The organism is Acetobacter sicerae (genome assembly GCF_011516765.1).
Lineage (GTDB): Bacteria > Pseudomonadota > Alphaproteobacteria > Acetobacterales > Acetobacteraceae > Acetobacter > Acetobacter sicerae.
The window spans coordinates 63,413-86,660 of record NZ_JAAABN010000009.1 but is presented as its reverse complement, the minus strand read 5'-3'; the positions used below and the strand labels follow the sequence as shown (position 1 = coordinate 86,660).

At 58.4% G+C, this 23,248-nt stretch carries 16 protein-coding genes and 1 riboswitch; of the genes, 1 reads left to right on the top strand and 15 read right to left on the bottom strand.

The window, feature by feature from the left end:
• Nucleotides 1-54: 54 nt before the first annotated feature.
• The 4 genes from GVI59_RS11390 to GVI59_RS11375 all read right to left on the bottom strand — a co-directional run bounded on the left by GVI59_RS11390 (nt 55) and on the right by GVI59_RS11375 (nt 5,117).
• A complete protein-coding gene (locus tag GVI59_RS11390) occupies nt 55-1,494 on the bottom strand; it encodes an FGGY family carbohydrate kinase (protein WP_173574346.1) in 1,440 nt (479 codons plus the stop codon).
• Complete coding sequence (locus GVI59_RS11385; RefSeq protein WP_173574345.1) at nt 1,491-2,690, bottom strand: NAD(P)/FAD-dependent oxidoreductase; 1,200 nt, start codon at nt 2,688-2,690, stop codon at nt 1,491-1,493. Before GVI59_RS11385 ends, GVI59_RS11390 begins: the two co-directional genes overlap by 4 nt.
• Nucleotides 2,683-4,095: an NAD(P)/FAD-dependent oxidoreductase gene (locus tag GVI59_RS11380; protein WP_173574344.1), complete on the bottom strand. Its 1,413-nt coding sequence runs from the start codon at nt 4,093-4,095 to the stop codon at nt 2,683-2,685. Before GVI59_RS11380 ends, GVI59_RS11385 begins: the two co-directional genes overlap by 8 nt.
• A 299-nt stretch (nt 4,096-4,394) precedes the next feature.
• On the bottom strand, nt 4,395-5,117 hold the full coding sequence (locus GVI59_RS11375; RefSeq protein WP_173574396.1) for a DsbA family protein: 723 nt from the start codon (nt 5,115-5,117) through the stop codon (nt 4,395-4,397).
• A gap of 650 nt (nt 5,118-5,767) precedes the next feature.
• Here GVI59_RS11375 and GVI59_RS11370 point away from each other — a divergent pair.
• The gene (locus tag GVI59_RS11370) at nt 5,768-7,108 is read left to right on the top strand and encodes an MFS transporter (RefSeq protein WP_173574343.1); all 1,341 of its coding nucleotides are present in this window, start codon (nt 5,768-5,770) and stop codon (nt 7,106-7,108) included.
• A 166-nt stretch (nt 7,109-7,274) separates the two neighbouring features.
• Here GVI59_RS11370 and GVI59_RS11365 read toward each other — a convergent pair whose 3' ends face one another.
• The 11 genes from GVI59_RS11365 to rfbA all read right to left on the bottom strand — a co-directional run bounded on the left by GVI59_RS11365 (nt 7,275) and on the right by rfbA (nt 23,219).
• Nucleotides 7,275-9,641 carry a phosphocholine-specific phospholipase C gene (locus GVI59_RS11365; RefSeq protein WP_173574342.1) on the bottom strand — a complete coding sequence of 789 codons (2,367 nt, stop codon included), beginning with the start codon at nt 9,639-9,641 and terminating at the stop codon, nt 7,275-7,277.
• A gap of 808 nt (nt 9,642-10,449) precedes the next feature.
• Nucleotides 10,450-13,830: an MFS transporter gene (locus GVI59_RS11360; RefSeq protein ID WP_173574341.1), complete on the bottom strand. Its 3,381-nt coding sequence runs from the start codon at nt 13,828-13,830 to the stop codon at nt 10,450-10,452.
• A 358-nt stretch (nt 13,831-14,188) separates the two neighbouring features.
• Nucleotides 14,189-14,602, bottom strand: coding sequence for a fluoride efflux transporter CrcB (gene crcB / locus GVI59_RS11355; protein ID WP_173574340.1), 414 nt, complete (start codon nt 14,600-14,602; stop codon nt 14,189-14,191).
• 33 nt (nt 14,603-14,635) lie between these two features.
• The gene (locus GVI59_RS11350; protein ID WP_173574339.1) at nt 14,636-15,454 is read right to left on the bottom strand and encodes a universal stress protein; all 819 of its coding nucleotides are present in this window, start codon (nt 15,452-15,454) and stop codon (nt 14,636-14,638) included.
• A gap of 193 nt (nt 15,455-15,647) precedes the next feature.
• A riboswitch (Fluoride riboswitch) is annotated at nt 15,648-15,725 on the bottom strand.
• 360 nt (nt 15,726-16,085) lie between these two features.
• Nucleotides 16,086-17,381 carry a transcription termination factor Rho gene (rho, locus tag GVI59_RS11345; protein ID WP_173574338.1) on the bottom strand — a complete coding sequence of 432 codons (1,296 nt, stop codon included), beginning with the start codon at nt 17,379-17,381 and terminating at the stop codon, nt 16,086-16,088.
• Between the two features lie 183 nt (nt 17,382-17,564).
• Nucleotides 17,565-18,125: a hypothetical protein gene (locus GVI59_RS11340; protein ID WP_173574337.1), complete on the bottom strand. Its 561-nt coding sequence runs from the start codon at nt 18,123-18,125 to the stop codon at nt 17,565-17,567.
• 17 nt (nt 18,126-18,142) lie between these two features.
• Complete coding sequence (locus GVI59_RS11335; protein WP_173574336.1) at nt 18,143-19,120, bottom strand: magnesium transporter CorA family protein; 978 nt, start codon at nt 19,118-19,120, stop codon at nt 18,143-18,145.
• 627 nt (nt 19,121-19,747) lie between these two features.
• Nucleotides 19,748-20,665, bottom strand: a complete 918-nt coding sequence (locus GVI59_RS11330) for a glycosyltransferase family 2 protein (RefSeq protein ID WP_173574335.1) — start codon at nt 20,663-20,665, stop codon at nt 19,748-19,750.
• Nucleotides 20,666-20,768: 103 nt separating this feature from the next.
• The gene (rfbD, locus tag GVI59_RS11325) at nt 20,769-21,674 is read right to left on the bottom strand and encodes a dTDP-4-dehydrorhamnose reductase (RefSeq protein ID WP_173574334.1); all 906 of its coding nucleotides are present in this window, start codon (nt 21,672-21,674) and stop codon (nt 20,769-20,771) included.
• Nucleotides 21,671-22,231, bottom strand: a complete 561-nt coding sequence (rfbC, locus tag GVI59_RS11320) for a dTDP-4-dehydrorhamnose 3,5-epimerase (protein WP_173574333.1) — start codon at nt 22,229-22,231, stop codon at nt 21,671-21,673. Before rfbC ends, rfbD begins: the two co-directional genes overlap by 4 nt.
• A gap of 109 nt (nt 22,232-22,340) precedes the next feature.
• Complete coding sequence (rfbA, locus tag GVI59_RS11315; protein WP_173574395.1) at nt 22,341-23,219, bottom strand: glucose-1-phosphate thymidylyltransferase RfbA; 879 nt, start codon at nt 23,217-23,219, stop codon at nt 22,341-22,343.
• Nucleotides 23,220-23,248: the final 29 nt, after the last annotated feature.

The window sequence follows — 23,248 nt, the reverse complement described above, 5'->3', positions numbered from 1 at the left end:
GGGGCATGATGACCCTGATTACCGCATTATCATGACGATATCGCAATGATGCAATCAGCTTTTTGCACAGCGTTCGATCGCCTGCCGGGTCACATGATCAAACGTGGCCTGCCAGCGCGCCTCCGCCCCATCCGGTCGGGGAGTAACCACCCGCCAGCCAGCCTCGCTCGCCTGCGCTGGCTGGCTTCCCTCACCATCCAGCCAGAAGCGGCCGAGCCCCGCCGCCGTGACATCGACCTGTTCCGGCACATGCACCGAGGCCCCCAGACAGTTCGCCAGAAACTGGGTGAACCAGCGGTTGCTCACCAGCCCGCCATCGACGGAAATCCGGGTCGCAGTCTGCCCGCTTGCCGCAGCAAACGTCTTCACAAGCTGCACCGAACGAAACGCGATGCCTTCCAGAACGGCGCGCGCCATGTCCGCCGGACGCGTATCCAGTCCAAGCCCGACCCAGCTTCCTCGCGCGTCCCTTTCCCACCAGGGGCACCCCAGTCCCTGCAAGGCAGGCAGAAAGAACAGACCTTTTTCCGCCGCCTGCGCCGCTTCGAGCGCTTTCTCATCCGCGCAGGAGAAATCCGGACCGAGACTTTCCACCCAGTTGACCGCCGCTCCCGCCGTCAGAATGCCGCCCTCCAGCGCGTAGACGGCAGACCGCCCTGCAAACCGCCATGCCACGGTGGGAAGCACGCCGCCCTCCCCGCCTGCACAGACGCCCGCAGCACCCAAGGCCAAAGCAAAAGCGCCAGTCCCGAACGTGATCTTCACATCACCGGGATGCTGAAGTCCGTGCCCATACAGGGCCGCCTGCTGATCCACGGCGCTGACCCGGACAGGGATATTCCGGTCACGCAGCAGCCCGAACGCACCGACCGTGGGCCGGATGGACGGCAGGCACTCCATGGGAACGTCAAACAGACGGCAGAGGGTCTCATCCCACTCACACGTCCGCAGATTCATCAGCGAAGTGCGCGAGGCCGTGGAGACGTCAGTGACGAAAACACCACACAGGCGATCGAGAAAGAAGGCGTCGCTGGTGCCGAAACGCAGTCGTCCCTGCTCCCGCAGAAGGCGCGCCTGCGGCACGTGATCCAGATACCAGCGCAGACGGGAGGCCGAAAAATAGCAGTCCAGCGGCAGGCCGGATCGCGCCTTGATGTCCGGCTCAAGCCCCTCCTCTTTCATGCGCGCCACAACATCAGCGGTCCGCGTATCCTGCCATACGATGGCGGGGCCGACGGGCACACCCGTCTCGGCATCCCATGCCACGACGGTCTCGCCCTGATTGGCCAGAGCCAGCGCATCGACAGGTCCGGCCTCCGCGATCAGTTCCTCAATGTGACGCAGGATCTCTTCCGCATCGTGCTCGACCAGTCCCGGCGCAGGCAGGAACTGCTGGTGCGAACGTCGGCCCACCAGTTCCATCCGTCCGTCGCTCCAGACCCGATAGGCCTTGGTGCCGGTCGTTCCCTGATCAATGGCGAGGCAGCTTTTCATTTCTCCACCTCCAGCCGGAGTTGGGACATACCCGCCAGCGCGGCGGCAGAGACGCGCAGCTCCACCCGTCGTTCAGGCAGCACATGAATGTGCCTCTGCGCGACTGCCCGCCCTTCCTGATCCGACAGGCGCAGCACGCCCCGTTGCAGCGTCTCCATCCTCGCATGCAGAACGATCCTGCCCCGTGGCGCGGCATACAGACGCTGCGGCCAGACGCTGGCCACACCCTCTCCACATGTCACCGGCACGGCGGAAACGAGGTCCGGCAGTCTTCCTTCCAGTGCGCGCAGGATCATCCGTGCGGCGGCGCGACCTTCCAGTGCGGCCTGACCGGAATGTTCCACCGCCCGCAGCACATTGCCCGCGGCAAACACCTGAGGGTCCTGCGTGCGGAAGGTGGAATCAATCGTGGGGCCACGGGTGCCACTGTCCAAAGGCAGACCGGATGTGCGGGCCAGAATGGCATCCGGCACGAATTTTCCTGTGAACACCACGCCATCGCAGGCCAGCGTCCGCCGCTCGCCATCCTGCTCGATGTCCACACCTTCAACCCGCTCGCCACCAAGGATCGAGACCAGCCGCGTGTTCAGAAGAACGGGCGTGCCGTACACCATCGCCGCCAGTACATCAGCCGGACGCCGGGCGGTGATGCGTGCGTTTTCCTCGATCATGGCGACAGGCTTCACCTGCCCGTGCCGCGCCGTCATCAGGGCGGAAAACGACACCAGCTCACTGCCTATGATGACCGGATTCTGGAATGGGCGCAGGCCCTTCATCACCATTTCCTGAAACGCGCCGGTTGTGGTCACGCCCCAGGGCCGTGTGCCGGAAACAAGCCTCGGACCACGCGGGGTCTCCCGCGTGCCGGTCGCCAGCAGAATGGCCCGCGCCCGCCACGTTTCCAGCCCGCGTTCCGTGGACACATGCACAACGCCACCGGGTTCGATCCCCGTTACGGTCGTATCGGTGAGGATCGGCACACCCGCCGCTTCCGTCAGCGCACGGGCGTAGCGCGGTCCTTTCCACATGCGTCCGAAGTCCAGCATGCCGAACCCCAAATGCCCGCAATAACGGGGCAGCCCTCCCGGCTCACGCGTGCGTTCCAGCACGGCAATCTTCTCGACACCCGCACGCTTCAGAACACGGGCAGCGCTGAGACCGGCAGGCCCCGCGCCGACGATCAGCACATCATACATCGCGGTGCCCCTCCCCGATCGGCGTGACCAGTCCCGGCAGGTGTGCCTCCGCGAGTTCCATGACCCGGCGTGTGCAGTAAAACCCCTGACAGCGGCCCATCATGCAGCGCGTCCGGCGTCGCAGGCCGCCCAGCGTTCCGGCAGGAAGCACTTCGTCCTTCAACGCGGCCTCGATCTCCCGCTCCGTGACACGCTCACAGTGACAGGCGATCGGCCCGCGCTGCGGCTGCATCCATTGACGCGGCAGTTCCTCGACCAGATTGGGCATCTGCGGCAGGGCCACATCCTTCAGCGGCGCAGGGTCCGCGAAACTGTCGCGGTAGAGCGTCACAACATGCTCGGCGATCCCCAGCGCACCGGTCAGACCGGTCGAGCGGATGCCGCCCACGGTGATCCACCCTTCATTCTTCAGGGCTTCGATCTGATAGTCGCTGAACTGCGTGGCAGGGCGCAGGCCCGCATAGGTCGTGGTGACATCGTGTTCGCGCAGAGCGGGAATGATCCGGAAAGCAGCTTTCCGGAGAGCTTCAAGATTATCGTGATCGACTGTCGGAAATTCGCGTTCCTGCTGCGGCTCGGCGGTCGGCCCGACAAGGACATTTCCGAACACCGTACGCGTGACGACCACGCCTTTCGTGAGCGTCGTCGGCACCGGCAGGATGATCGTGCGGAACAGATCATGCGCGGTCTTGTCGAAGACCACGAACTGTCCCTTGCGGGGCGTGATCTGGAACGGCGAAGGTCGTACAATCGCTTCGACCAGATCGCCATAGTTGCCGGCGCAGTTGATAACCGTTCGGGCCTGCACGGCTGGTTTGCCCGCGATGTCCAGACGCCAGACGCCTTCCTGTCTCACACCGCCTTCAACCCGCGCCCGTCGCATCAGTGTGCCGCCATTGAGGATCGCCTGTCGCGCATAGGCCATGGGCGCTGACCACGGATCGATCAGATGCTCGCCCTCGACCAGCACCGCACCGCGCACATCACCCGCCAGCGCGGGTTCCCGTTCCCTCGCCTCGCGGGCGTCCAGACGTCTGACCGTCACGCCATTGCGGGCCGCCTTCTCGATGATTTTCGGAAACTGCGCGAGATCGTCCTCTGTCCACGCCACGACCATGGCGCCGGATTTCACTACGGACAGGTTCATGTCGGCGCAGATGTCACGATACAGGGCGTACCCCCGCTGCACGCAGGCTGCTTCCAGCGTGTCCGGTGTGGCGTCGAAACCGGTATGGAGAATGGCGCTGTTGGCCTTGCTCGCGCCCTCCAGCAGATCACCGCCTTTTTCCAGCAGCACGGTGCGCGCGCCGGCCAGCACGCAGGCGCGGAAAACAGCGCAGCCGACGACACCTCCGCCGATGATCGCTATGTCATAAAGGCTGTCACCAGCCATTGTCTCCGTCATACATCTGTCCAGAAAAGCTGCGCGATTGTCATGCGCGGATTATGTTTCTCCATCGCAACAAGATCAAGACAGGTGGGGCATCGTCCGAGACAAACGCACGATGCGCCCTATCAAACCAGACAGAAAAGTTTTCAGACTGACGGCAGGCTGTGCCGCCATGCTTTCAATCGTGGCTGTCAGGAACTGACGGCGCTCATCGCCACTGATGGGAGCGGCGTGATCCAGCTCTGGAACAGGCCGCCTCTGGCCAAGGAAACGTCCAGAGAAGCGGGACCGGAACAAAATCCGGTCCCCACGGATTATTTTGCTTTCCGCGCAGCCGCAATGGCGGCCTTCAGGTCGGCTTCAGACGCCGCGCCCGGAATGACGGTCTTCTCGCCGATGATGAAGGTCGGCGTGCCATCGACGCCAACCTTGCGAGCCAGCTCGAGATTTTCGTTGAGCAGGCTGGTGACGTCCGGACCTTTCATGTCCGTCTCAAGCCGCGACACATCAAGCCCCACGGATTTGGCGATGGAGCGGATACGATCCATGGACGGCGGCTGGCTGTCCAGCATCAGAGCGTGCTGGAACCTGAGATAGGCGTTCTGGCGGGCAGCAGCCAGCAGCGCCCGGGCTTCAAGCTGGCTGTTTGGCCCCAGCACCGGAATCACCTTCTCGACAAAACGGAGGTCCGGATCTTCGGCCACCAGCCTGTCGATCACCGGCAGGACCTTACGGCAGTACGGACAGCGCGGGTCGTAGAATTCAACGACCGTCACGGAACCCTGCGGGTTGCCCAGCACGACGTCCGTGGTGGTGGCGGTGAACTTGCCGGCGTTTTCATGCACGGCTTTCAGGCTGGCCGCCTGCTGCGCCGCTTCGCCCTGAGCGCGCATGGCCGCCACGGCATCCGCAAGGATGGAGGGATCCTGTTTCAGGGCTTCGCGCACGATATCGACGATCTCTTTGCGCTGGGTAGGCGTAAAGCCGCTATCCGCACGGGCGGACAGGCTACCGAACAGGGAGGTGGAAGCCAGCACGGCGAGCAATGCAGTGCGGACCCGGAAGCGTTGGTTGCGTATCATGCGGCGGAGTGTAGCGGAGAGGCAAAGCGGTGTGAACGGTTGCACTCGGGAGCGCTTTCCGGCGAGACTGGACGACAGCGGTTTTTGCTGATTGAATCTGCTTTGTGTACATCAAAGTTTTTCTGCGGCGATTTCGAAAATTTTGAGTATGTTTAAAATTCTACATATATATAAATGATCTTTTGTAATATAATTTTATATTGATTTGATCCGTTCAGAAAAATCATGATGTTCTCGGGATTATTTTTACGGGAAACCCCGTGGAATTCACGGCATAAATACAACGAAAATAAAATATAAAATCAAATAGTAATTTTATGAATTATTTTTCATGTTTAAAGTATATTTATAAAAATATCTCGTGATTAAGTAAATATAATCATCTATACTTATAAAAAACAGATTGAAAATCACGCTCTGTTTCTTTAAAAGAAGCCGCCTGAGCGTTGAATGTACTTACAGGGAATGTCTCTGATCCGTACGTTAACATAAAATTGCGGCGTCATCTTCATGGTGTCAGCTATCACACACGCCTGCACCCAGGGTTTCAATCCGGCTGTGCCGTTTAGCCCGGTGAATTGAAAACTTCATAAGGAGAAAGCGTTTTGTCAGGGACAGTCCCTCAGACATCTACGGAACCGCGCGGTATCGCCGCGCGTCTTGGTATTCCTCAACCCCTGCTGTTCGGTTTTATCGGCCTGCTGCTTTTCATGGTCGGTGACGGTGTGGAGGCAGGATACCTCGATACCTACATGCTTCATCACGGCCATACGCAGGGCGACGTGAACCTGATGTTCACCACCTATGGCGTGACCGTCATGATTTCGGCTTGGCTGGCAGGTCCCCTTTCCGATCTGTACGGACCGCGCCGCACCATGTGGGCCGGACTTGTCATGTGGGCCGTCCTTGAAGTCGGCTTTCTGGCGCTTGGGCTCGGACCTGACAATCTGAGCATGACGCTGCTGTTCTACACGCTGCGTGGCTTCGCCTATCCGCTGTTCGCCTATGGTTTTCTGGTCTGGATCGCTGCTGCGACACCGGCCCGCATGCTCGGTTCCGCGGCAGGCTGGTTCTGGTTCTCCTTCTCGGCCGGACTGCCGACGCTCGGCTCCCAGTTCGCGCGTTACACCATCCCCTATATCGGAGAGCTGGCGACCTTCTGGTGCTCGCTGGGTCTGGTCATTCTGGGCGGTCTGATCGCTCTGCTGTTCGTTCGTGAGCCAACAGGATCGAAGTCCCTGCTCCCGGCAGGCGCAGACAAGAAGAAGGCCTTCTTCGGTTCGATCAGCATCACGTGGCGTGAGCCCAAGACTCTTGCCGCCGGTATCATCCGCACGATCAATACATCGTCGGAATACGCCTTCCTTGCGATCATGCCGGCTTTCTTTGTCGATGAGCTGCACTTCTCGCAGGCCCAGTGGCTTGATCTGCTGTCCCTGATCTTCCTCGGCAATATCCTGTTCAACCTTGCCGCGGGCATGCTGGCCGACAAGCTCGGACATCGTTTTGTGGTGGCTGTCGGTGGCTGTGTCGGCTGCTGCCTCACCATTCCGCTCTTCTACTATGTGCCGCTCTGGTTCCCGGGCAACTTCCCGCTCGCCGCTCTCGCAGGCTTCATCTATGGCGGCACGGTCGCTGCGTTCGTGCCGATGTCCGGCCTGATGCCGCTGATCTGCCCGAAGGAGAAGGCCGCAGCGCTGTCCATCCTCGGCCTTGGCGCTGGCGCCAGCACCTGGGTGGGTCCGGCTGTTGTCGGGATCTGCGAGTCCTGGTTCGGCATGGGTCTTGAAGGCGTGATCTGGAGCTTCTCCGGCCTGTATCTGGCGGCTGGCGCGCTGACTCTCTGCCTCCGCGTTTCACCGGAAGCCCGTCGTCATACCGAGATGCTGGAAAAGAAGCAGGACCTTCGCGACCGCGAAGCTTATGCGATGGAACACGCTATCTGAGAGAGCGCGTTCAGCATCACTGACTGATGGTTCTGGAAACCATCAGTCAGGGTTGAAATGGAAAACGGCATCGCCCCCATGGGAGCGATGCCGTTTTCTTTTGCATGGAACAGTCTGAAGACCACTGACGGATGAAGCAGGCGCTCCACCCATCAGAGTGCTGTAATCAGAATCTGTGCCGGCCCATCATGGGATCTTCTTCCCTGAAATCATGCCCCATATCCTCATGACGGTGATGGGATGGCTGTGGACGCTGACCTGCATGGCCGCCCCCCATGGCCGGATCGGAGACAGAATCCTCGCCGGTTTCAATACGGCCGGCAATGCGGCGCTTGAAGGATGCGGACGCGCTGCATGTGATCGTGAAATCATACCAGTTGCCATTATCCTCAACCGGCCACCGCAGTTCGCTGGAGCCGCCGGGCGCAACGCGCACGCCATTCGGACCATCGACCCTGTAGGCTTCCGATACCGCCATGAAGGAACAGGCGTGATGACCGTGATTGTGCAGCTTCACAAGAATTTCGGCTCTACCACGCGTTTTGTAAGCAACCTCGATCTCCGGAAGGCTGCCGTTGCCCAACTCGGTGATATTGCCGGTGAACTCGCGGTGATAGCCATTAGGGCCGAGCACCCAGAGATTATAGCTGCCCTTGTCATCCGCCGTCGGTGTCCAGACACCGCTGAGAGCCTTCTGGGCTTCCACAACATAACGACGCGGCACCAGATCAAGGTGATTGCGGTCATAGACGTGGAAAACGGCGCCCGCGCCATCACAGCTTGTGTTGGTGAAGCGAAGCGTGACAGTGCCTTCGCTCACATCAACCCGTGACGAGACATGCAGTTCGTAAGGAAGAGCACGGGACGGGCGGGTGCCGGTCGCCTGTTTCGGCAGGGTGGATGCCGTCGTGGCAGCCGGAACAGCAATCGCGGCTTCCGCCTTCTGGGCGGTAGCCAGACTGTCCGCATCATCCTTGGTGCTGCGGCCTGACAATGTCGGGATCGCCCGCTTGTTCGGGTTCACGAAGTCAAAGCACGAGGTCAGATCGCCACAGATTGCACGACGATAGTCACTGATCTGAGGCTCCGTCACACCGAAACGCTTCTCGAGGAACATCAGCGTCGAGGTATGGTCGAAGACCTGAGAGTTCACAAAACCGCCGCGGCTCCATGGGGAGATCGCCCACAGGGCGACACGCGGACCGGGTCCGTAGGGACGGCCGTCGATCGCAGGCTGGCTGGACGTAGCTGGCGTGTAGTTGTGATATTCCACAGCCATGGCGTCATCGCTGAGCGTGCTGCCACCGGCGAGGGTGCCATCAGCATTATGGGAAGGTGCGGACGGAGGCGGCAGATGATCAAAGAAGCCGTCGTTCTCATCGTAGTTCACGAGCAGAACCGTCTTGCTCCAGACTTCCGGATTGGACGTAAGGGCGTCGAGCACTTCCTGAATATACCATCCACCCTGTGTCGGGCTGGAGGGGGACGGATGCTCACTGTAGGCTGAAGGCGGGATGATCCATGAGACTTCCGGCAGCGTACCGTTCTGGATATCGTCACGGAAGGTCTCAAGAAAACCGTAAGGCATCGTGTTGCCGAAGCCCTTGGCGAGCGGGCTGAGCGCATCGTCAATGGTGGCGTCATAGAACGGACCTGCGGCTGTCACATCCTGATTGATGTCTTCTGAGGCGACATACAGCGGACGTCTTTCAGCAGGCATCTTTTCGATGGCGGCACGCCAGTGACGGAAACCCATCATCTCGTTGCAACCGAAATTGTCGATCAGGCTCTGGTAAACCTTCCAGCTGACGCCAGCTGATTCCAGACGGTCTGCATAGGTTGTCCAGGTCCAGCCCGTCGTGGACGCGCCAATGTCGTTGCCACCGTTGAACTGATTGTTCAGCGCGGCCACGTTGACACGGCTGCCATCGGTGGGGCTGACGCCGTTCGGACCGTTGGTGCCCGTCCAGTAGAACAGACGATTGGCGATTGTTCCCGTGTGCATGCCGCAGTGATAGGAATCGCAGAGCGTGAAAGCATCCGCCAGCGCACGATGGAACGGCACTTCCGATGTCTCGTAATAGCCCATCGACAGCGGCGTCTTGGCCGTCGGCCAGGAGCTCATGCGGCCATTGTCCCAGGCAGCCTGTGCGTCCGACCATGTATGCGGCGTGCTGCCAGCCCGCAGGGCATTGCCCTTTGTCTCATCAAGATGATACGGAATCAGCGTGCTTGTGACACTGCTTTTCGTATAGTTCTGATAGAAGATGTTGGCGCCGTTGGAAGTTGGAATAGGGAAGCGGTCACCATAGCCGCGCACACCTTTGAACGTGCCGAAGTAACTGTCGAAGGACCGGTTTTCCAGCATCAGCATCACAACGTGCTTCACGTCCTTGATGGTGCCCGTTCTGTTGTGTGCATCAATGGCGAGCGCACGACGAATGGCGGGCGGGAAGGTGGAAAGGGTCGCCATAGCGGCAGCTGAGCCGAGCGAAGATCGCAGGAAATTCCGCTTTGATATGTTGATCGTCATGATGGAAGAGGAACCTCGAGTCCGAGTAAAGCATCGCTGCTTGTTGAATCGACAGGAGCCACGGAAATAAATCATTCAAAAAAATGCAATAAAACTGTAAATATCTTGCATAAGTTCGCTTGAATGACCATTTCACCAAGTCGTCCTGCGCGCCTTTTAGAAACTATCTTCAACAATACTCAACTGATTTTTAATGACGTTTTAAGGTCAGTGAAAGGTGTCCACACCAAGGTATGTTTTATTTTATAGACGAGTTGATTATCGATATTATTTTGCTGAAAACAGCTTCATCACCCGCTTTTTGAGGCTGGATTACCGGATGGAGCCTCTCAACGATCATCCACATGTCCTAATGGACAGAGCAGAGGCGTGACTGGTGCTTTGCCGGCGCTTCTCAGTGGAAATAACATGATCAGTGACAAGTCCGGCAATCCGGCAGATCATCCGAAAGAGGTGAACAGGAACGGACATTGAATCTGCGCGACTGTTACCATTTTGGTTATGTAGCCGACGTTTATAAGATTCCTGATTTTAACAGACACCATCAATAAAGATGGGCGATGGCCAAAATAAAAACATAACTTTTCATCCCGATTCCCATCGACAGATCCACGAGCTTTCACGATTTCCCAAAACAGACAGTGCATCAGCTCGGATGAGTAAAATCAGAACCTGCTGCTCAGTCAGAATGGCTTTGCAGGCAACATGCACAGCAACAGCCGTTTTTTACGTCATTCCTCCCGAACACTGGCGCGACCATCAGCCTGTCTTATATTTCTCACTCCAGCTTCACGCCATCGGTTCGGTATCATTGAGGCATTTCAACTTCCGACATCATCAGAGCCTGCGCTGCAACAAAATCAGGCTTTCCTGAGCCGAGAAGAGGAAGTTTCCGGACAATACGGATTTCCGCCGGAATCATGATGTCCGCAGCACCAGCCTCCCGGGCTAGACTCACAAGAGCCGATCGCGCGGCGTCAGACTGCTCGGTCAGCAGGATGACCCGCTCTCCCTTGCGCGGATCAGGCACAGCAACCGCTACAGATAGCGCCTCCGGCCAGACGCGCATGGCAAGGTCTTCGACGGCGGCCAGAGACACCATCTCACCACCGGGTTTCGCGATACGCGAGGCGCGTCCGACAATGGTCATGTGACCGTCACTCCCGATCGAAACGATGTCTCCCGTGTCGTACTCACCATCGGCTGGCGGCTGAAGCACACCGGGCTGACCGGTCAGGAGATAACCCGCCATGACATTCGGTCCTGAGAGGATCAGCCGTCCAGCGTCCGGCATGCCATCCACCGATTCCAGCACCGCCGCCATCCCCGGCACCAGTCGCCCCACAGTGCCTGAACGGCTGGAGTCCGGCGTATTGAGCGCCACGACAGGCGAACACTCCGTCACGCCATAACCTTCGAAAATGCGTAGGCCGAAGCGCTCCATCCAGAGTTCGCGGACAGACTGCTGCACTCGTTCGGCGCCGGCGACCACCAGTCGGACGGAACGGAAATCTGTCGGGGCCGCCTTGCGCGCATAGCCCCTGAGAAAAGTCGATGTGCCGAACAGGACGGTGGCGTTCCAGAAATAGGCAATCTTCGGGATGACGGCATAGTGCAACGGCGACGGATAGAGAAAGGTCGGAATGCCCGACAGGAGAGGCAGAAGGAAACCGCCAGTCAGTCCGAACGCGTGGAAAAGAGGCAGCGTGCAGAGCACACGGTCCGCCGGACTGAACCCGATGCGTCCCGTCACCTGCGCGATGTTTGCGAGAATGTTGCGATGGGTCAGCACAACACCTTTCGGCGTGCCTGATGAGCCGGACGTAAAAAGAACCACAGCCGGATCATTCGCCTCACGTCGGACATGTGCCTTTGCAGGAGCAAGTCGGGCTTTCACAGCGCCGCGCAATTTCTGCGCCAATCCGATTGATCCCCGCAGATCTTCCAGAAACAGGATGTCAGGCATCGGGTCGAGTGCTTCAAGCACAGGAGCAAGCCGGGCTTTTTCAACAAACGCGCGGGACGTGACAATTGTGGTGATCCCGGCGGACAGCAGCGCCGCACGCAAACCTGCCGCTCCCGCTATCGCATTCAGCAGGGCCGGAGTGAACCCTCGCGACCACAGACCAAACAGGCAGACAGCCGCCGCATTGGAGGTCGGCAGCAGCAGGCCGACCGGACGGGCCGGATCAAGACGGGAAGAAAGCGCCCCGCCAAGAACCTCTGATGCTGTCAGAAGCTTTCGCCATGTCATCGCACCCGAAATCGGGTCCTCAATAGCAAGGCGGTTCATGCCATACGTTCTGGCCGCACGACCTGCCGCCTGCAGGAGCGTGCCATCGGCCGGCGTCGTAAGATACACCGCCTCTTCCATCATATCGCGCAGAGCGGCGGTCAGCGCATTGCGACGGGCCCGACCAAAGAGATCATCGGAAACATCTAGTCTGCGCGGTGGGAAAAGAGTGATCCGAATTTTGGGAAACCACGCTTTCGGAGCCTGCTCACGGGTGAGGCGACTGAAACCCGTACGTTCCGCCCCCTGAATACGCATGGCGACCACAGGAGCATCGGCACGATCCGCGATCAAGGCGGCTCCGCTCTGGACACCCATCAGCGAACCTGTGACGGTAATCCGGCCTTCGGGAAAAATGACCAGCGCAGCACCATCTTCCACAACCTGCGCCATGGTGCGGATTCCAAAAGGATTACCGCTTTCCACGGCAACCGTGGGCACGAACCGCAGAAGCATCCGGACCCACCACAATCTGGAAATACGCACATCGATAGCGAAAGTCGGCTTGTGTGGAGCGACGGCGACGACAAGCGCCGCATCCAGCCAGCTGACATGGTTGGGCGTGATCACCGCCTTCTCACCGGGAACAGGGTAATTTTCCTCACCCCGCACTTCCACCCGATAGAGAAGGCGAAAAAGACACCAGAGAAACTCACCCGGCAGATTTCGGGTCAGAGTCCGGGCAAAAACAGGCGCGAGCAGAAGTGTGGCCACACCGATCACAAAAAACGGGATGATTTCGCTACCATGCGCGGCTGATTCGCCATCCAGGCGCTGGGTAAAGGACAGCAGCAGACTGGCCACCGTCATACCGATGGCGGCCAGCATGTTCATGGCCGCCACAACCCGGGCGCGGTGTTGCGGATTGGCCCAGATCTGAACGGCGGTCTGGGTTGGCACGGCGATCAGACCGCCTCCAAGAGCGGCCAGAAAAAAGCAGACCGGCACGACAGAAAACGGCATATGAGCCGGATGGGACAGGAAAAATCCTAGCACGATCATCGCCAGTCCCGAGAGAACGGCGCCAAAAGAAACCGGCAGCAGGATGGTCCGGCTACCGCACAGAAAGGCCGCCAGAGCGGACCCAGCGGCGATTCCGATGGCAAAAAGCGCCAGAAAGACGGCGTTCCATATGGGGGTCAGCCTCAGCACATCGCGTGTCACGGGAGACAGGAGTGACAGCATGATCACGCCCATGACCCAGAACCAGGCGGAGGCCAGCGCCGCACACCAGGAGCGGCGGTCCGCACGCAGTTCACGCAGCAGGGTGGCTCCCGAGGCCAGAATATTCCACTGCACGCGCAGGTCCGGAGCAGCAGGTGGCGTTGCGGGAATGGCCCGCGCACTCAGCCACGAGACACAGGCCAGTCCGATAACGCAGAAACCGGCCGCGCTTGCTCCGATCTTTCCGGTCAGCACCGTTCCGACAACAGAACCGATCAGAATGGCGGCGAAGACGGCTCCCTCGACCAGCGCATTGGCGGCAGGCAGACGCTCTGCTTCGATCTGGTCTGGAAGGATGCCATATTTCACGGGAGAAAAAAGTGATGCGACCACTCCGAAGGCCGCCAGAGCGCAGAGAACGACAGGGATGTTCTCGGTCATCAACCCCGCCGCCGCCAGAAAGGCTATGGGGATTTCCACCATTTTCAGGATGCGGATCAGCCGGGCCTTGTCCATCCGGTCCGCAAGTTCTCCCCCCAGCCCGGACAGGAAGGCGGAGGGCAGAACAAACGCAGCGGCAGCAAAGGCCACGATCCACGGCGCTCCACCTGCGACCGTCCAGAGCACCAGCGCGGCCAGGGCGTTACGCAGCAGCGTATCACCGAGTGACGAGGCAAACAGGCTGATGAAAAGTGGAAGAAAGCGACGCTCTGTCAGAAGAGAAGCGGTCATGTACCGGCTCCGGAGAGGGGTGAATCTGTTCGCGGGGGTCACTTAATGAACATCGTTCATTTTTGATAAGGCGACCGACCATCCTTGGCAATACATTTTTGAACAATGTTCATGAAAAACCACCTCCTCCCCGCTGAAACACATCGTGCGGGCGTCCGTTCCGCAGACATCTTTCTACAGCGACTGATGCAACGGGTTCCCCTGCTCCCTTCTCTGTCACAGGCCGCCTCATGCCTGCATGGCAAAACGGGCGTCTGAACGGCATTGACTGGCATGATCTGGAAGTCTGCAAGAAAAACGCGCTGCAAGCGTTGCTCCGCAAAAGGACGATGCCACCGTTTTCATGAATGATTCCGATTTAACTGGCAGCGGAGTGACCGGCATTGAGAGCCTGTCCGGCAAAATACCCTGCCGAGACAGAAATCATGCAGAGCGCGACAGACAATCCAATATTCAGAAGCGCACGTTCAGGAGCGCCATTGCGAAGCAGGTCCAGTGTCTGGAGGCTGAAAGAGGAGAAGGTGGTGTATCCCCCACAGATCCCCACCATGAACACCAGTCGGGCCGTGTCGGAGACCTGAAGACGCCCTCCTCCTGCGGTCAGTGCAGCAAAGAAGGCGATGGCGAAGGAACCGGTCACATTGATCAGGATGGTTCCCCAGGGGAGAGACTGACTCCAGCGCGCCGTAGCAAGTCCGACCCAGTATCGCAGCAGCGTTCCTGCGGCTCCACCCAGCGCAATCAGGATCGTCGGCAGTATGGTTGTGGGCATATCCTGTTCTGTCTCCGGTCTGGAAAATCTGTTTCAGTGATGGGTAAGAATGGGAAGCGTGTCGTACGCAAGAATGTCCCGCGTTGCGCCACCAAAAAGCCATTCGCGAAAATGCGAGTGGGTATAAGCTCCCATAATCAGCAGGTCGCCTCCTGCGGAGAGCGCACGTTTTCTGATTTCCTCTCCGGCGCCGGCAGAAGGAATCAGAAAACGGTCTACAGAAACAGGAATGTTTATGGAACGAAGCGCCTGAACGATAGCTGGCGTTTTTTCTTCATTCTCCTGCACTTCACCAATAATGAAGGTGATGTTGGAGGCCTGCTCCAGCAAAGGGCGCGCCTGAATGAGAAGGTGCTCCAGACTGGATGACGGATGCCAGGCAATCACCGGATGGGCGGCCATCGTCTGGCTGCGGTGCTGGGGCGTGATGAGAACGATCGCTCGGGCGTCATAGAGAGCGCCATCGAACGCCTGCCTGACACAGTCAGGATCGTCGGCAAGCGGCCGCCCCAGAACTGTCAGATCAGCTTTTTCCGCCTGTTCGGCGACAATCGTGCGCGGGGCACCTGAGATTTCACACCATTCAACCGCTGCCGGTGGATGTGAGGATACCTGCCATTCTTCAAAAATCCTGTGCAGAGCAACGGACCGGTTCGTTACGTCACGCTCGAAACGCTCTCTGTCGTCGACACCGGGCATACCTTCATCCGGAGACTGGAACTTTGGATCGACCGCGAGCCGTGGATGAAGAACCCTGATGGTGGAATCAGGAAATCTTTCCGACAGAAGACCTGCGTTCGCCAGTACGAAGGGCGCTGTCTCAGGACGATCAAGAATGACGAGAATGCGCATGGCTACTCTCCCTGTGAATCAGAAGACTGGGCGGACACGCGATCATCTCTGTGTCTGCGTTTTAAAATACGCTCCAGGCTTCCCGGAATGAAGACACGACTGTGCGCAGCCTGCCCGGACAGGTCTTGTGCATGGCGGTTTCTGGAAGAAAGATGACGCATGATTCTGAACAGACTCCTCCCTCGGTGCTTTTTGCGAGGTAGGAATCATCAGTCCTGACGGACGGTTCGACCTTCAAAATGGTCTGGCAGAATCCATTGCCTGATTTATCGAGTGTGTGAGCCTGACCGTATTTCGTCAAGCAATGGCGTGCCGCACGACGGGACGACAGTCACAGGTCTGCATTTTGCTCGGCAAGACTGCGGGAGTGATTCCAGCCTGTCTTTTCAAGAGTAGCGTTTCTTGAGCTTTTTGAAAAAAGCTTCACCAAAAACTTCTTTTTGATTTTCCAGCAAACAAACAGATCGGCAAAACAGGATGGAATCAAAGGGAGTGTGGCCTTTGCAGGTCCGGCGCAAAGCCCTGAGAAACCGCCAGACTCTCATCTGAGCACAACAAAAAAACACCGCCCCAGAGAGGCGGTGTTCCAAATATCAGCACGTCGAGACGCTGAAACGACAGACTGAAAGAATCAGTTATTCATCGCTTCAAAGAAGTCATTGTTCGACTTGCTGTATTTCAGCTTGTCGAGCAGGAACTCCATGGCGTCCATCGTGCCCATCGGCGCGAGGATACGGCGCAGCACCCACATCTTGGAGAGCGTGGCGCGATCGACCAGCATCTCTTCCTTACGCGTGCCGCTCTTGGTGATGTCGATCGCCGGGAAGACGCGCTTGTCAGCCAGTTTGCGGTCAAGGATGAGTTCGGAGTTACCCGTTCCCTTGAACTCTTCGAAGATGACTTCGTCCATACGCGAGCCGGTGTCGATCAGCGCGGTCGCGATGATGGTCAGCGAGCCGCCTTCCTCGATGTTACGTGCTGCACCGAAGAAGCGCTTCGGACGCTGGAGGGCGTTGGCGTCCACACCACCGGTCAGCACCTTGCCCGATGAAGGCACAACGGTGTTGTAGGCGCGGGCCAGACGGGTGATCGAGTCGAGCAGGATGACCACGTCGCGCTTGTGCTCGACAAGGCGCTTGGCCTTCTCCAGCACCATCTCCGTAACCTGCACATGACGCTGCGCCGGTTCGTCGAAGGTGGAGGCCACAACCTCGCCGCGCACGGAGCGGGCCATGTCGGTGACTTCTTCCGGACGCTCGTCAATCAGCAGAACGATCAGGAAGACTTCCGGATGGTTGGCGGAAATCGAGCTGGCGATGCTCTGGAGCATCACGGTCTTACCGGTGCGTGGCGGCGCGACGATCAGCGCGCGCTGGCCCATACCGATCGGCGCGACCAGATCGATGACGCGGGACGTGAAGTCACGCTGCGTGCCCTTCTTGCCTTTGGTCGCAGGCGGCTCGACTTCGCCCTGCCCTTCGACTTCCATCTGCAGGCGGCGCTCGGGATAGAGCGGCGTGAGATTGTCGAAGTTGATGCGATGACGGACCGCTTCGGGCGGCTCGAAGTTGATCGTGTTGACCTTCAGCAGCGAGAAGTAACGCTCGCCGTCGCGCGGGGCGCGGATCTGGCCTTCAACCGTATCGCCCGTGCGCAGGCCGAAGCGGCGCACCTGAAGCGGAGAGATGTAGATGTCATCCGGACCGGGAAGATAATTGGCTTCCGGAGAGCGGAGATAGCCAAAGCCGTCCGGCAGGATTTCAAGTGTTCCTTCGCCGTAAATCGCCTGGTCATTATCGGCCAGCGTCTTGAGAATGGCGAAAAGAAGCTCCTGCTTGCGAAGAGAGGAGGCGTTCTCCACGCCGAGTTCTTCGGCATAGGAAAGAAGATCGGCCGCAGATTTGGCCTTCAGTTCAGCGAGATGCATACAGAGTGCGCCTTGATGTGGCAGGCAGATACCGGGAGGGGTCAAGGTTTTCGCAGGCTTACCACCGTTCGGTGTAGCCCCGGAATATCACGACGTTTATCGTGTCCGATGGCGAAATCCTGATTTTAAGGAACGCACCGGCAAGGAACTTACCGGCGGTGTTTTCCGAGTAGACGCGTGTTTTTATTCTGTCAAGGGATTTGTTGCGCCAGTCGTCAGTTCTGATGAGGAACTATGTGCAGCTGGTGTTAGCGCTGCTCTGAAGCCAGTTTTTGTTAACCAATACTGCCCCACCGAGACGTCAGGAGAAAGCGCGTTCAGTAGCTGTGCATTAAGCGGAGCAGGAGTCAGGCGCGTTCTGATGCTCCCGGACAACGTCTCCTGCTCGCATGAGCCGCTGAAGGTCATGATGCGGTCAGGAAAAACTACCTTGAAAGAGCAGGAAGCGCTGCGCTCTGGCGTGGCTGGCGAGATGCCTCCCTGAAGCGTACCGACCCGGACCGGGCGCAGGGACGCATCAAGTTCAGCGAACTCCCCCGTGAAGGAATGGGTATCCATGTAATGAAACCCGACAAGAAGACGCTTCGGCTCTGTGCCGGACAGCCCGCCGTACTGCTGCGGTTCGGCCGTCATCCGATCGAGGAGAAGTGTCGTCTCCTGCGGCTTTTCCGCCCCGGAAGCCAGTGCAGACGTGCCGGTAAAGGCGCAAAGGACAAGGGCCGGAAGGAAGAAAAATCTTAACATGTCGAGGCGCCTCCGGCTCATCTGTTGTCTGTCTTGAGCCAGCCGATCCGCCAGAACCAGAGCAGCGGCAGGATAACGGAAACAAGCATGGCGGCCAGCGAATACCAGTATCCATACGCCCAGTTTAACTCGGGAATATCCTTGAAGTTCATCCCGTAAATACCGGCGATCAGTGTCGGGGCGACACCGATGAAGCTGACCACGGTCAGGATCTTCATGCCGTCATTCTGCTCGATACTGATGAAACCCAGAGCCGCATCAAGCAGAAACTGAATCTTGTTGGAAAGCTGGGAGACAAAATCGGTCAGGGACGTGACGTCGCGGCTGACCGTCGCCAGACGGGCGGCAAGGCCGTGCGGGAGCGTGTGCTTGCGGTTCTCGCTGATGAAGATCGAGATCCGGTCAAGGCCGAGCAGACTGTCACGTATCAGTGAACTGAAATCCTCGGCATGCCCCACGCGCCGCAGAATGGTGCGCTGCCATGAGGCCAGCCGCGTGTTGCCTTTGGGGTCATATCCGGCGAACACATCCCGGGACAGCTGATTCAGGTTCAGCCCCACATGCTCAAGAACGTCAGCCAGACGGTCCACGATACATTCGAGAATCATGACCAGACTGTCGTCACTGCTGAGACTGGTCTTGGCTTCCACGACCTGACGCGCGGCATTGTCGAAGGAGGCGTAGTCCGAAAAGCGGACGGTGACGAGCCGGTTGGGGGTCAGCACAAAGCCGATCGGAGAAGAGTAAAGGTCCGTGTCCGTCCGTCGCACCAGCGGAAGCGACATGTAAACGGTGTCATCGTCGGTATGCAGTCTGGAAGAACTTTCAATCTCCTCCAGATCGCTCCGCTGCGGAATGATTTTGCCGGTCAGATGAGCCGCCAGATCACGTTCGGTGTCTGTTGGGTCAACCAGATCAAGCCAGACAGCGCCACTGGCATCCGCCTCAGTCACGACAGCGCAGGCTGGCTGGCCGTTCCTGTGAGCCAGAAACATGAAAGCGCTCCTCTGGTTGATCCTATTCTGTGTGCGTTCTGGCAAAAAGCGGCGTCAGGAGCAAATATCCGGACCGGCGAGGAGAGGAGCAATGACCGTCAATATCTCTGCCGGGATGACGGGAATCTGTCATAATGTGTCTGTTGTGAGGGCGGCAGAGCAGAAGCGCAGTTGCGGCCTTAAAACCCTATCTATTTGATACTACTTATAAAAATAACCATAGGTTACGCCATAGCGTCCTGCGACGAAAGAAAATCCGGATCGGCGTCATCATGGTTTGCAAAAAATGTTTCGATGCTTGTTGATGACAGCCTGCTACAGGCTATCCGCGCAAAAGCGGATACGATGCTCATCACTGAATCGCGCCATCCACTTTGGGGCACCTGGAGACTTTATACGTCCGGGCAGGATAGCTTTACAGGACTTTGTCCCGAACTCCACAAAGAGACGCAGCCCTCTTGATTCCGGCTTGTTAAATAAATGGATAAAGAGATTTCTCTTCAGGATCTTCGCTTATCGTGAAACAGACATACCTTTTCTGGAATCATGGCATGTGAAAACAGGATAGAAAGTTTTCACAAAAACTACATATCCAGCATGAAAGGGACGTCTGATCTGATACGCGTTTCAGGAACCCGGAAGCCTGCCTGAATATTGACCGTCTCGTCCCAACAGTCCGTCGAAAAGACCACGTAACATCAGATAGCTTCTGCGGCGGCGCTGATCGGCGAACAAGGAAAAACCGAGAAGGAAGACAGGCACGCGCCTGATGAAATAAATCCGCCATGCGACATCAATATAGCAACGTCTGGCGACGAGTATCGAATTGCGAATGACGTAATAGTCCCGAATCGGACTGTGAACTGTGATGTTTTTCCAGAGTATCTTCTGTCTTCCTGACCCGATCGTATGAGTCATGATGTTCCGGTTATGTAGGAAGTGCCGGAATCCCTGCGACTTGGCGCGCAATCCCCACTCAACATCAACCAGATCGATGAAAAGGCCCGCGTCCATCAGGCCGGTGTGACGCAGCGTGGAAACAGGAATCAGAGAACCGGAAGCGATGATGAAATCTGCTTCAGCAACAACAGATTTTCCTATGCGGGCTCGTGTCTGTCGCAAACGAAGTCCATGGCTGCGCCAGACGCTGCCGAGACAATCGTCATGCGAATCACGGAAGAAATTTCCGACCGCGCCCACCCGTATGCCACGCTCCTCAAGACCTTGGCATAAAGTGACCAGGTTGCGGGCTGTGCCATCAGCAAGAATGGTGTCCTGATCGAGAAGCAGAATATAGTGAGCCTCTGCCTCCATGCCGTGTCTGATGCCGACATTCTGCGCGGCCGCCAGTCCGATATTCTCCTGAAGGGCTATGAAGGAAAGGCCGTGCTGTGAGGCTAGCGCCCGGACAGCATCCGCATTTCCTGAACCATTGTCGATGATAACCCCGCCATCGACCTGCCCCGCGAGCGCGGTCAATCCGGTTTCCAGAAGAGGAATGTCCGGATTGTACGTGACAATGACAGCCCAGATATCACAACTCATGAAGAATTCCGGATCATTTCCAGCTCCGGAGAACCAGACAAAAACCGGTCACTGTCAGACATCTACAGTGACCGGGGCTGAACAGTTAAAAAGCAGACTATTTTCAGGCAGGCTTATGCGAAAACAGCGTATCGACCGTACGTGTGACGCTCTGACGCCAGTCTGGCATCTTCACCCCGAACACGCTGTTCAGCTTGCTGTTATCCATACGCGAATCAGCCGGACGCTTGGCGGGCGTCGGCCAGTCTTCGGTGCGGATGGCCGCAACTTCCGGCATCTTCTGACCATGACGCGCGGCGTTTTCGAGCGCGGCGACAGCCAGTTCGTGCCATGTGGCCTCGCCCGTGCCGCAGGCGTGATAGATGCCCGCATACTGATCCTTCCAGCCATCACGCTCGATAAGCGCGATAATGGAGAGGATCGCCTCGGCCAGATCGTCCGAACTGGTCGGATTGCCGCGCTGATCACCAACCACCTTCAGGGCCGGATTCTTCGCACCCGCATTGATCATCGTGCGGACGAAGTTCTTGCCGTGCGCGGAATAAACCCACGAGGTGCGCAGGATGATGGCTTTCGGATCAGCCGCCAGCACCTTCTGCTCACCTTCGGCCTTCGTGCGTCCATAGACGGTTTCCGGAGAAACCGGGTCGCTTTCCAGATAGGGAGCGCCCTTGTCACCGGAGAACACGTAATCCGTGGACACATGGATGAAGGGGATGTTGCGTTTGGCGCAGGCGGCGGCCAGCAGAGCAGGACCTGTGCAGTTGGCGGCATCCGCGCCGGCGACTTCCGTCTCGGCAAGGTCGACAGCCGTCCACGCGGCGGCGTTGACCACAGCGGCAGGCTTGTGCGCGTCCAGCAGGGCTTCAATGGTTTCCGGCTTCGCGAAATCGAACTCGGGACGTCCCACGCGATCAATGCGCGGGCCGCCGAGATTGGCCAGAGACGTCGCGAGCTGTCCGTTACCACCCGTGACGAGAATCGGACCTTTGCCTGAGGTGTCGGTCATTTGTATTCGAACCACCCTTTTGCTGCGGAGAACTCGGGAGCTTCCAGATCCTTATCGGACAGCACGGCTTCTTCCGGCTTGATCGGCCAGTCGATCGCCAGTTCCTTGCTGTTCCAGATCACGGCACGCTCGGATGCCTTGTCATAAAGACCTGTGCATTTGTACTGCACCTCGGCATTTTCCGTCAGGGTGCAGAAACCGTGCAGGAAACCGGGCGGAATCCAGAGCTGTGACCAGTTCTCTTCGGACAGTTCCGCAGCAACCCACTTGCCATAGGTCGGGGAGCCCGTGCGAGCGTCAATGGCGACATCCCAGATCGCGCCCTTGGTGCAGCGCACGAGCTTGCCCTGTGCGTGCGGGTCGAGCTGGCAGTGCAGACCACGCACAACGCCTTTCTGGCGCGACAGACTCTGATTGTCCTGCACGAACGGAAGGGTGATCCCGGCGTCCTTCATGCGGTCAACATTGTAGGTTTCGGAGAAGAACCCGCGATTGTCAGAGAATCGCGGCGGGGTGACGAGAATGACGTCAGGGATAGCCAGACGCTCGACCTTCATAGACTCTACTCCATAAAAAACGGGCCATGACGGCCCTTTGAAACAATCGCGGTGCCGCAGCGGTAAACCTTCCCCCTTGTCCGTCTGTCGGGCAAGGGGGAACAGGGCTTCAGCCCTGATCGCCGTGGTCGGCCAGTTCCTTCAGCAGGCGACCGAGCTCGGTCTTGCCCATTTTCGCTGCGTGGGTGCGAAGCTGGTCCGCAGTGATGTAGCCCATACGGAACGCCACTTCGCCCGGCGAACCGACGAGCATGCCCTGACGCGCCTGAATGGTGTGAACGAACTGACCGGCCTGCATGAGGCTTTCCGGCAGTCCGGCATCAAGCCACGCACAGCCGCGACCAAGACGATCGACCTGCAGCGTGCCTTCCTCAAGGTAGAAACGGTTGAGGTCTGTGATTTCCAGTTCGCCACGGGCGGACGGTTTCACCTTGCGGGCGAAATCATACACGCGGTCATCGTAGAAATAGAGGCCGGTGATCGCCCAGTTCGATTTCGGCTCCGGTGGCTTTTCCTCAACCGTGAGAGCCTTGCCGGTCTCGTCAAAGCTGACCACGCCGTAACGCTCCGGATCACGGACCTGATAGGCGAACACGGTCGCGCCTTTCTCGATCTTTCCGGCTTTCTGAAGCAGGGCGGACAGGTGATCGGCGAAGATCAGGTTGTCACCGAGCACCAGAGCACACGGACTGCCCTTCAGCCACTCGCCTGCGATCAGGAAGGCCTGCGCGATACCATCCGGAGTCGGCTGTTCACGATATTCGAAACGAACACCGAACTGCGAGCCGTCGCCGAGCAGACGCTTGAACTGCGGCAGATCGGCGGGCGTGGAGATGATCATGATGTCCCGGATACCGGCGAGCATGAGCGTCGTCAGCGGGTAATAGATCATCGGCTTGTCGTAGACCGGCAGCAGTTGCTTGCTGGCGGCGAGGGTCATCGGATACAGGCGCGTGCCTGAACCTCCGGCCAACAGAATACCCTTCATGTTGGTCTCGACTGGTGGTGCTTTACTCA

What these genes read in the sequence shown, in the direction of transcription:
- rfbD (WP_173574334.1), bottom strand. Translation starts at nt 21,674, where the DNA reads ATGACCGACACCTCAGGCAAAGGTCCGATTCTCGTCACGGGTGGTAAC.
- rfbA (WP_173574395.1), bottom strand. Translation starts at nt 23,219, where the DNA reads ATGAAGGGTATTCTGTTGGCCGGAGGTTCAGGCACGCGCCTGTATCCG.
- rho (WP_173574338.1), bottom strand. Translation starts at nt 17,381, where the DNA reads ATGCATCTCGCTGAACTGAAGGCCAAATCTGCGGCCGATCTTCTTTCC.
- crcB (WP_173574340.1), bottom strand. Translation starts at nt 14,602, where the DNA reads ATGCCCACAACCATACTGCCGACGATCCTGATTGCGCTGGGTGGAGCC.
- GVI59_RS11340 (WP_173574337.1), bottom strand. Translation starts at nt 18,125, where the DNA reads ATGTTAAGATTTTTCTTCCTTCCGGCCCTTGTCCTTTGCGCCTTTACC.
- GVI59_RS11380 (WP_173574344.1), bottom strand. Translation starts at nt 4,095, where the DNA reads ATGACGGAGACAATGGCTGGTGACAGCCTTTATGACATAGCGATCATC.
- rfbC (WP_173574333.1), bottom strand. Translation starts at nt 22,231, where the DNA reads ATGAAGGTCGAGCGTCTGGCTATCCCTGACGTCATTCTCGTCACCCCG.
- GVI59_RS11365 (WP_173574342.1), bottom strand. Translation starts at nt 9,641, where the DNA reads ATGACGATCAACATATCAAAGCGGAATTTCCTGCGATCTTCGCTCGGC.
- GVI59_RS11385 (WP_173574345.1), bottom strand. Translation starts at nt 2,690, where the DNA reads ATGTATGATGTGCTGATCGTCGGCGCGGGGCCTGCCGGTCTCAGCGCT.
- GVI59_RS11335 (WP_173574336.1), bottom strand. Translation starts at nt 19,120, where the DNA reads ATGTTTCTGGCTCACAGGAACGGCCAGCCAGCCTGCGCTGTCGTGACT.
- GVI59_RS11350 (WP_173574339.1), bottom strand. Translation starts at nt 15,454, where the DNA reads ATGCGCATTCTCGTCATTCTTGATCGTCCTGAGACAGCGCCCTTCGTA.
- GVI59_RS11330 (WP_173574335.1), bottom strand. Translation starts at nt 20,665, where the DNA reads ATGAGTTGTGATATCTGGGCTGTCATTGTCACGTACAATCCGGACATT.
- GVI59_RS11360 (WP_173574341.1), bottom strand. Translation starts at nt 13,830, where the DNA reads ATGACCGCTTCTCTTCTGACAGAGCGTCGCTTTCTTCCACTTTTCATC.
- GVI59_RS11390 (WP_173574346.1), bottom strand. Translation starts at nt 1,494, where the DNA reads ATGAAAAGCTGCCTCGCCATTGATCAGGGAACGACCGGCACCAAGGCC.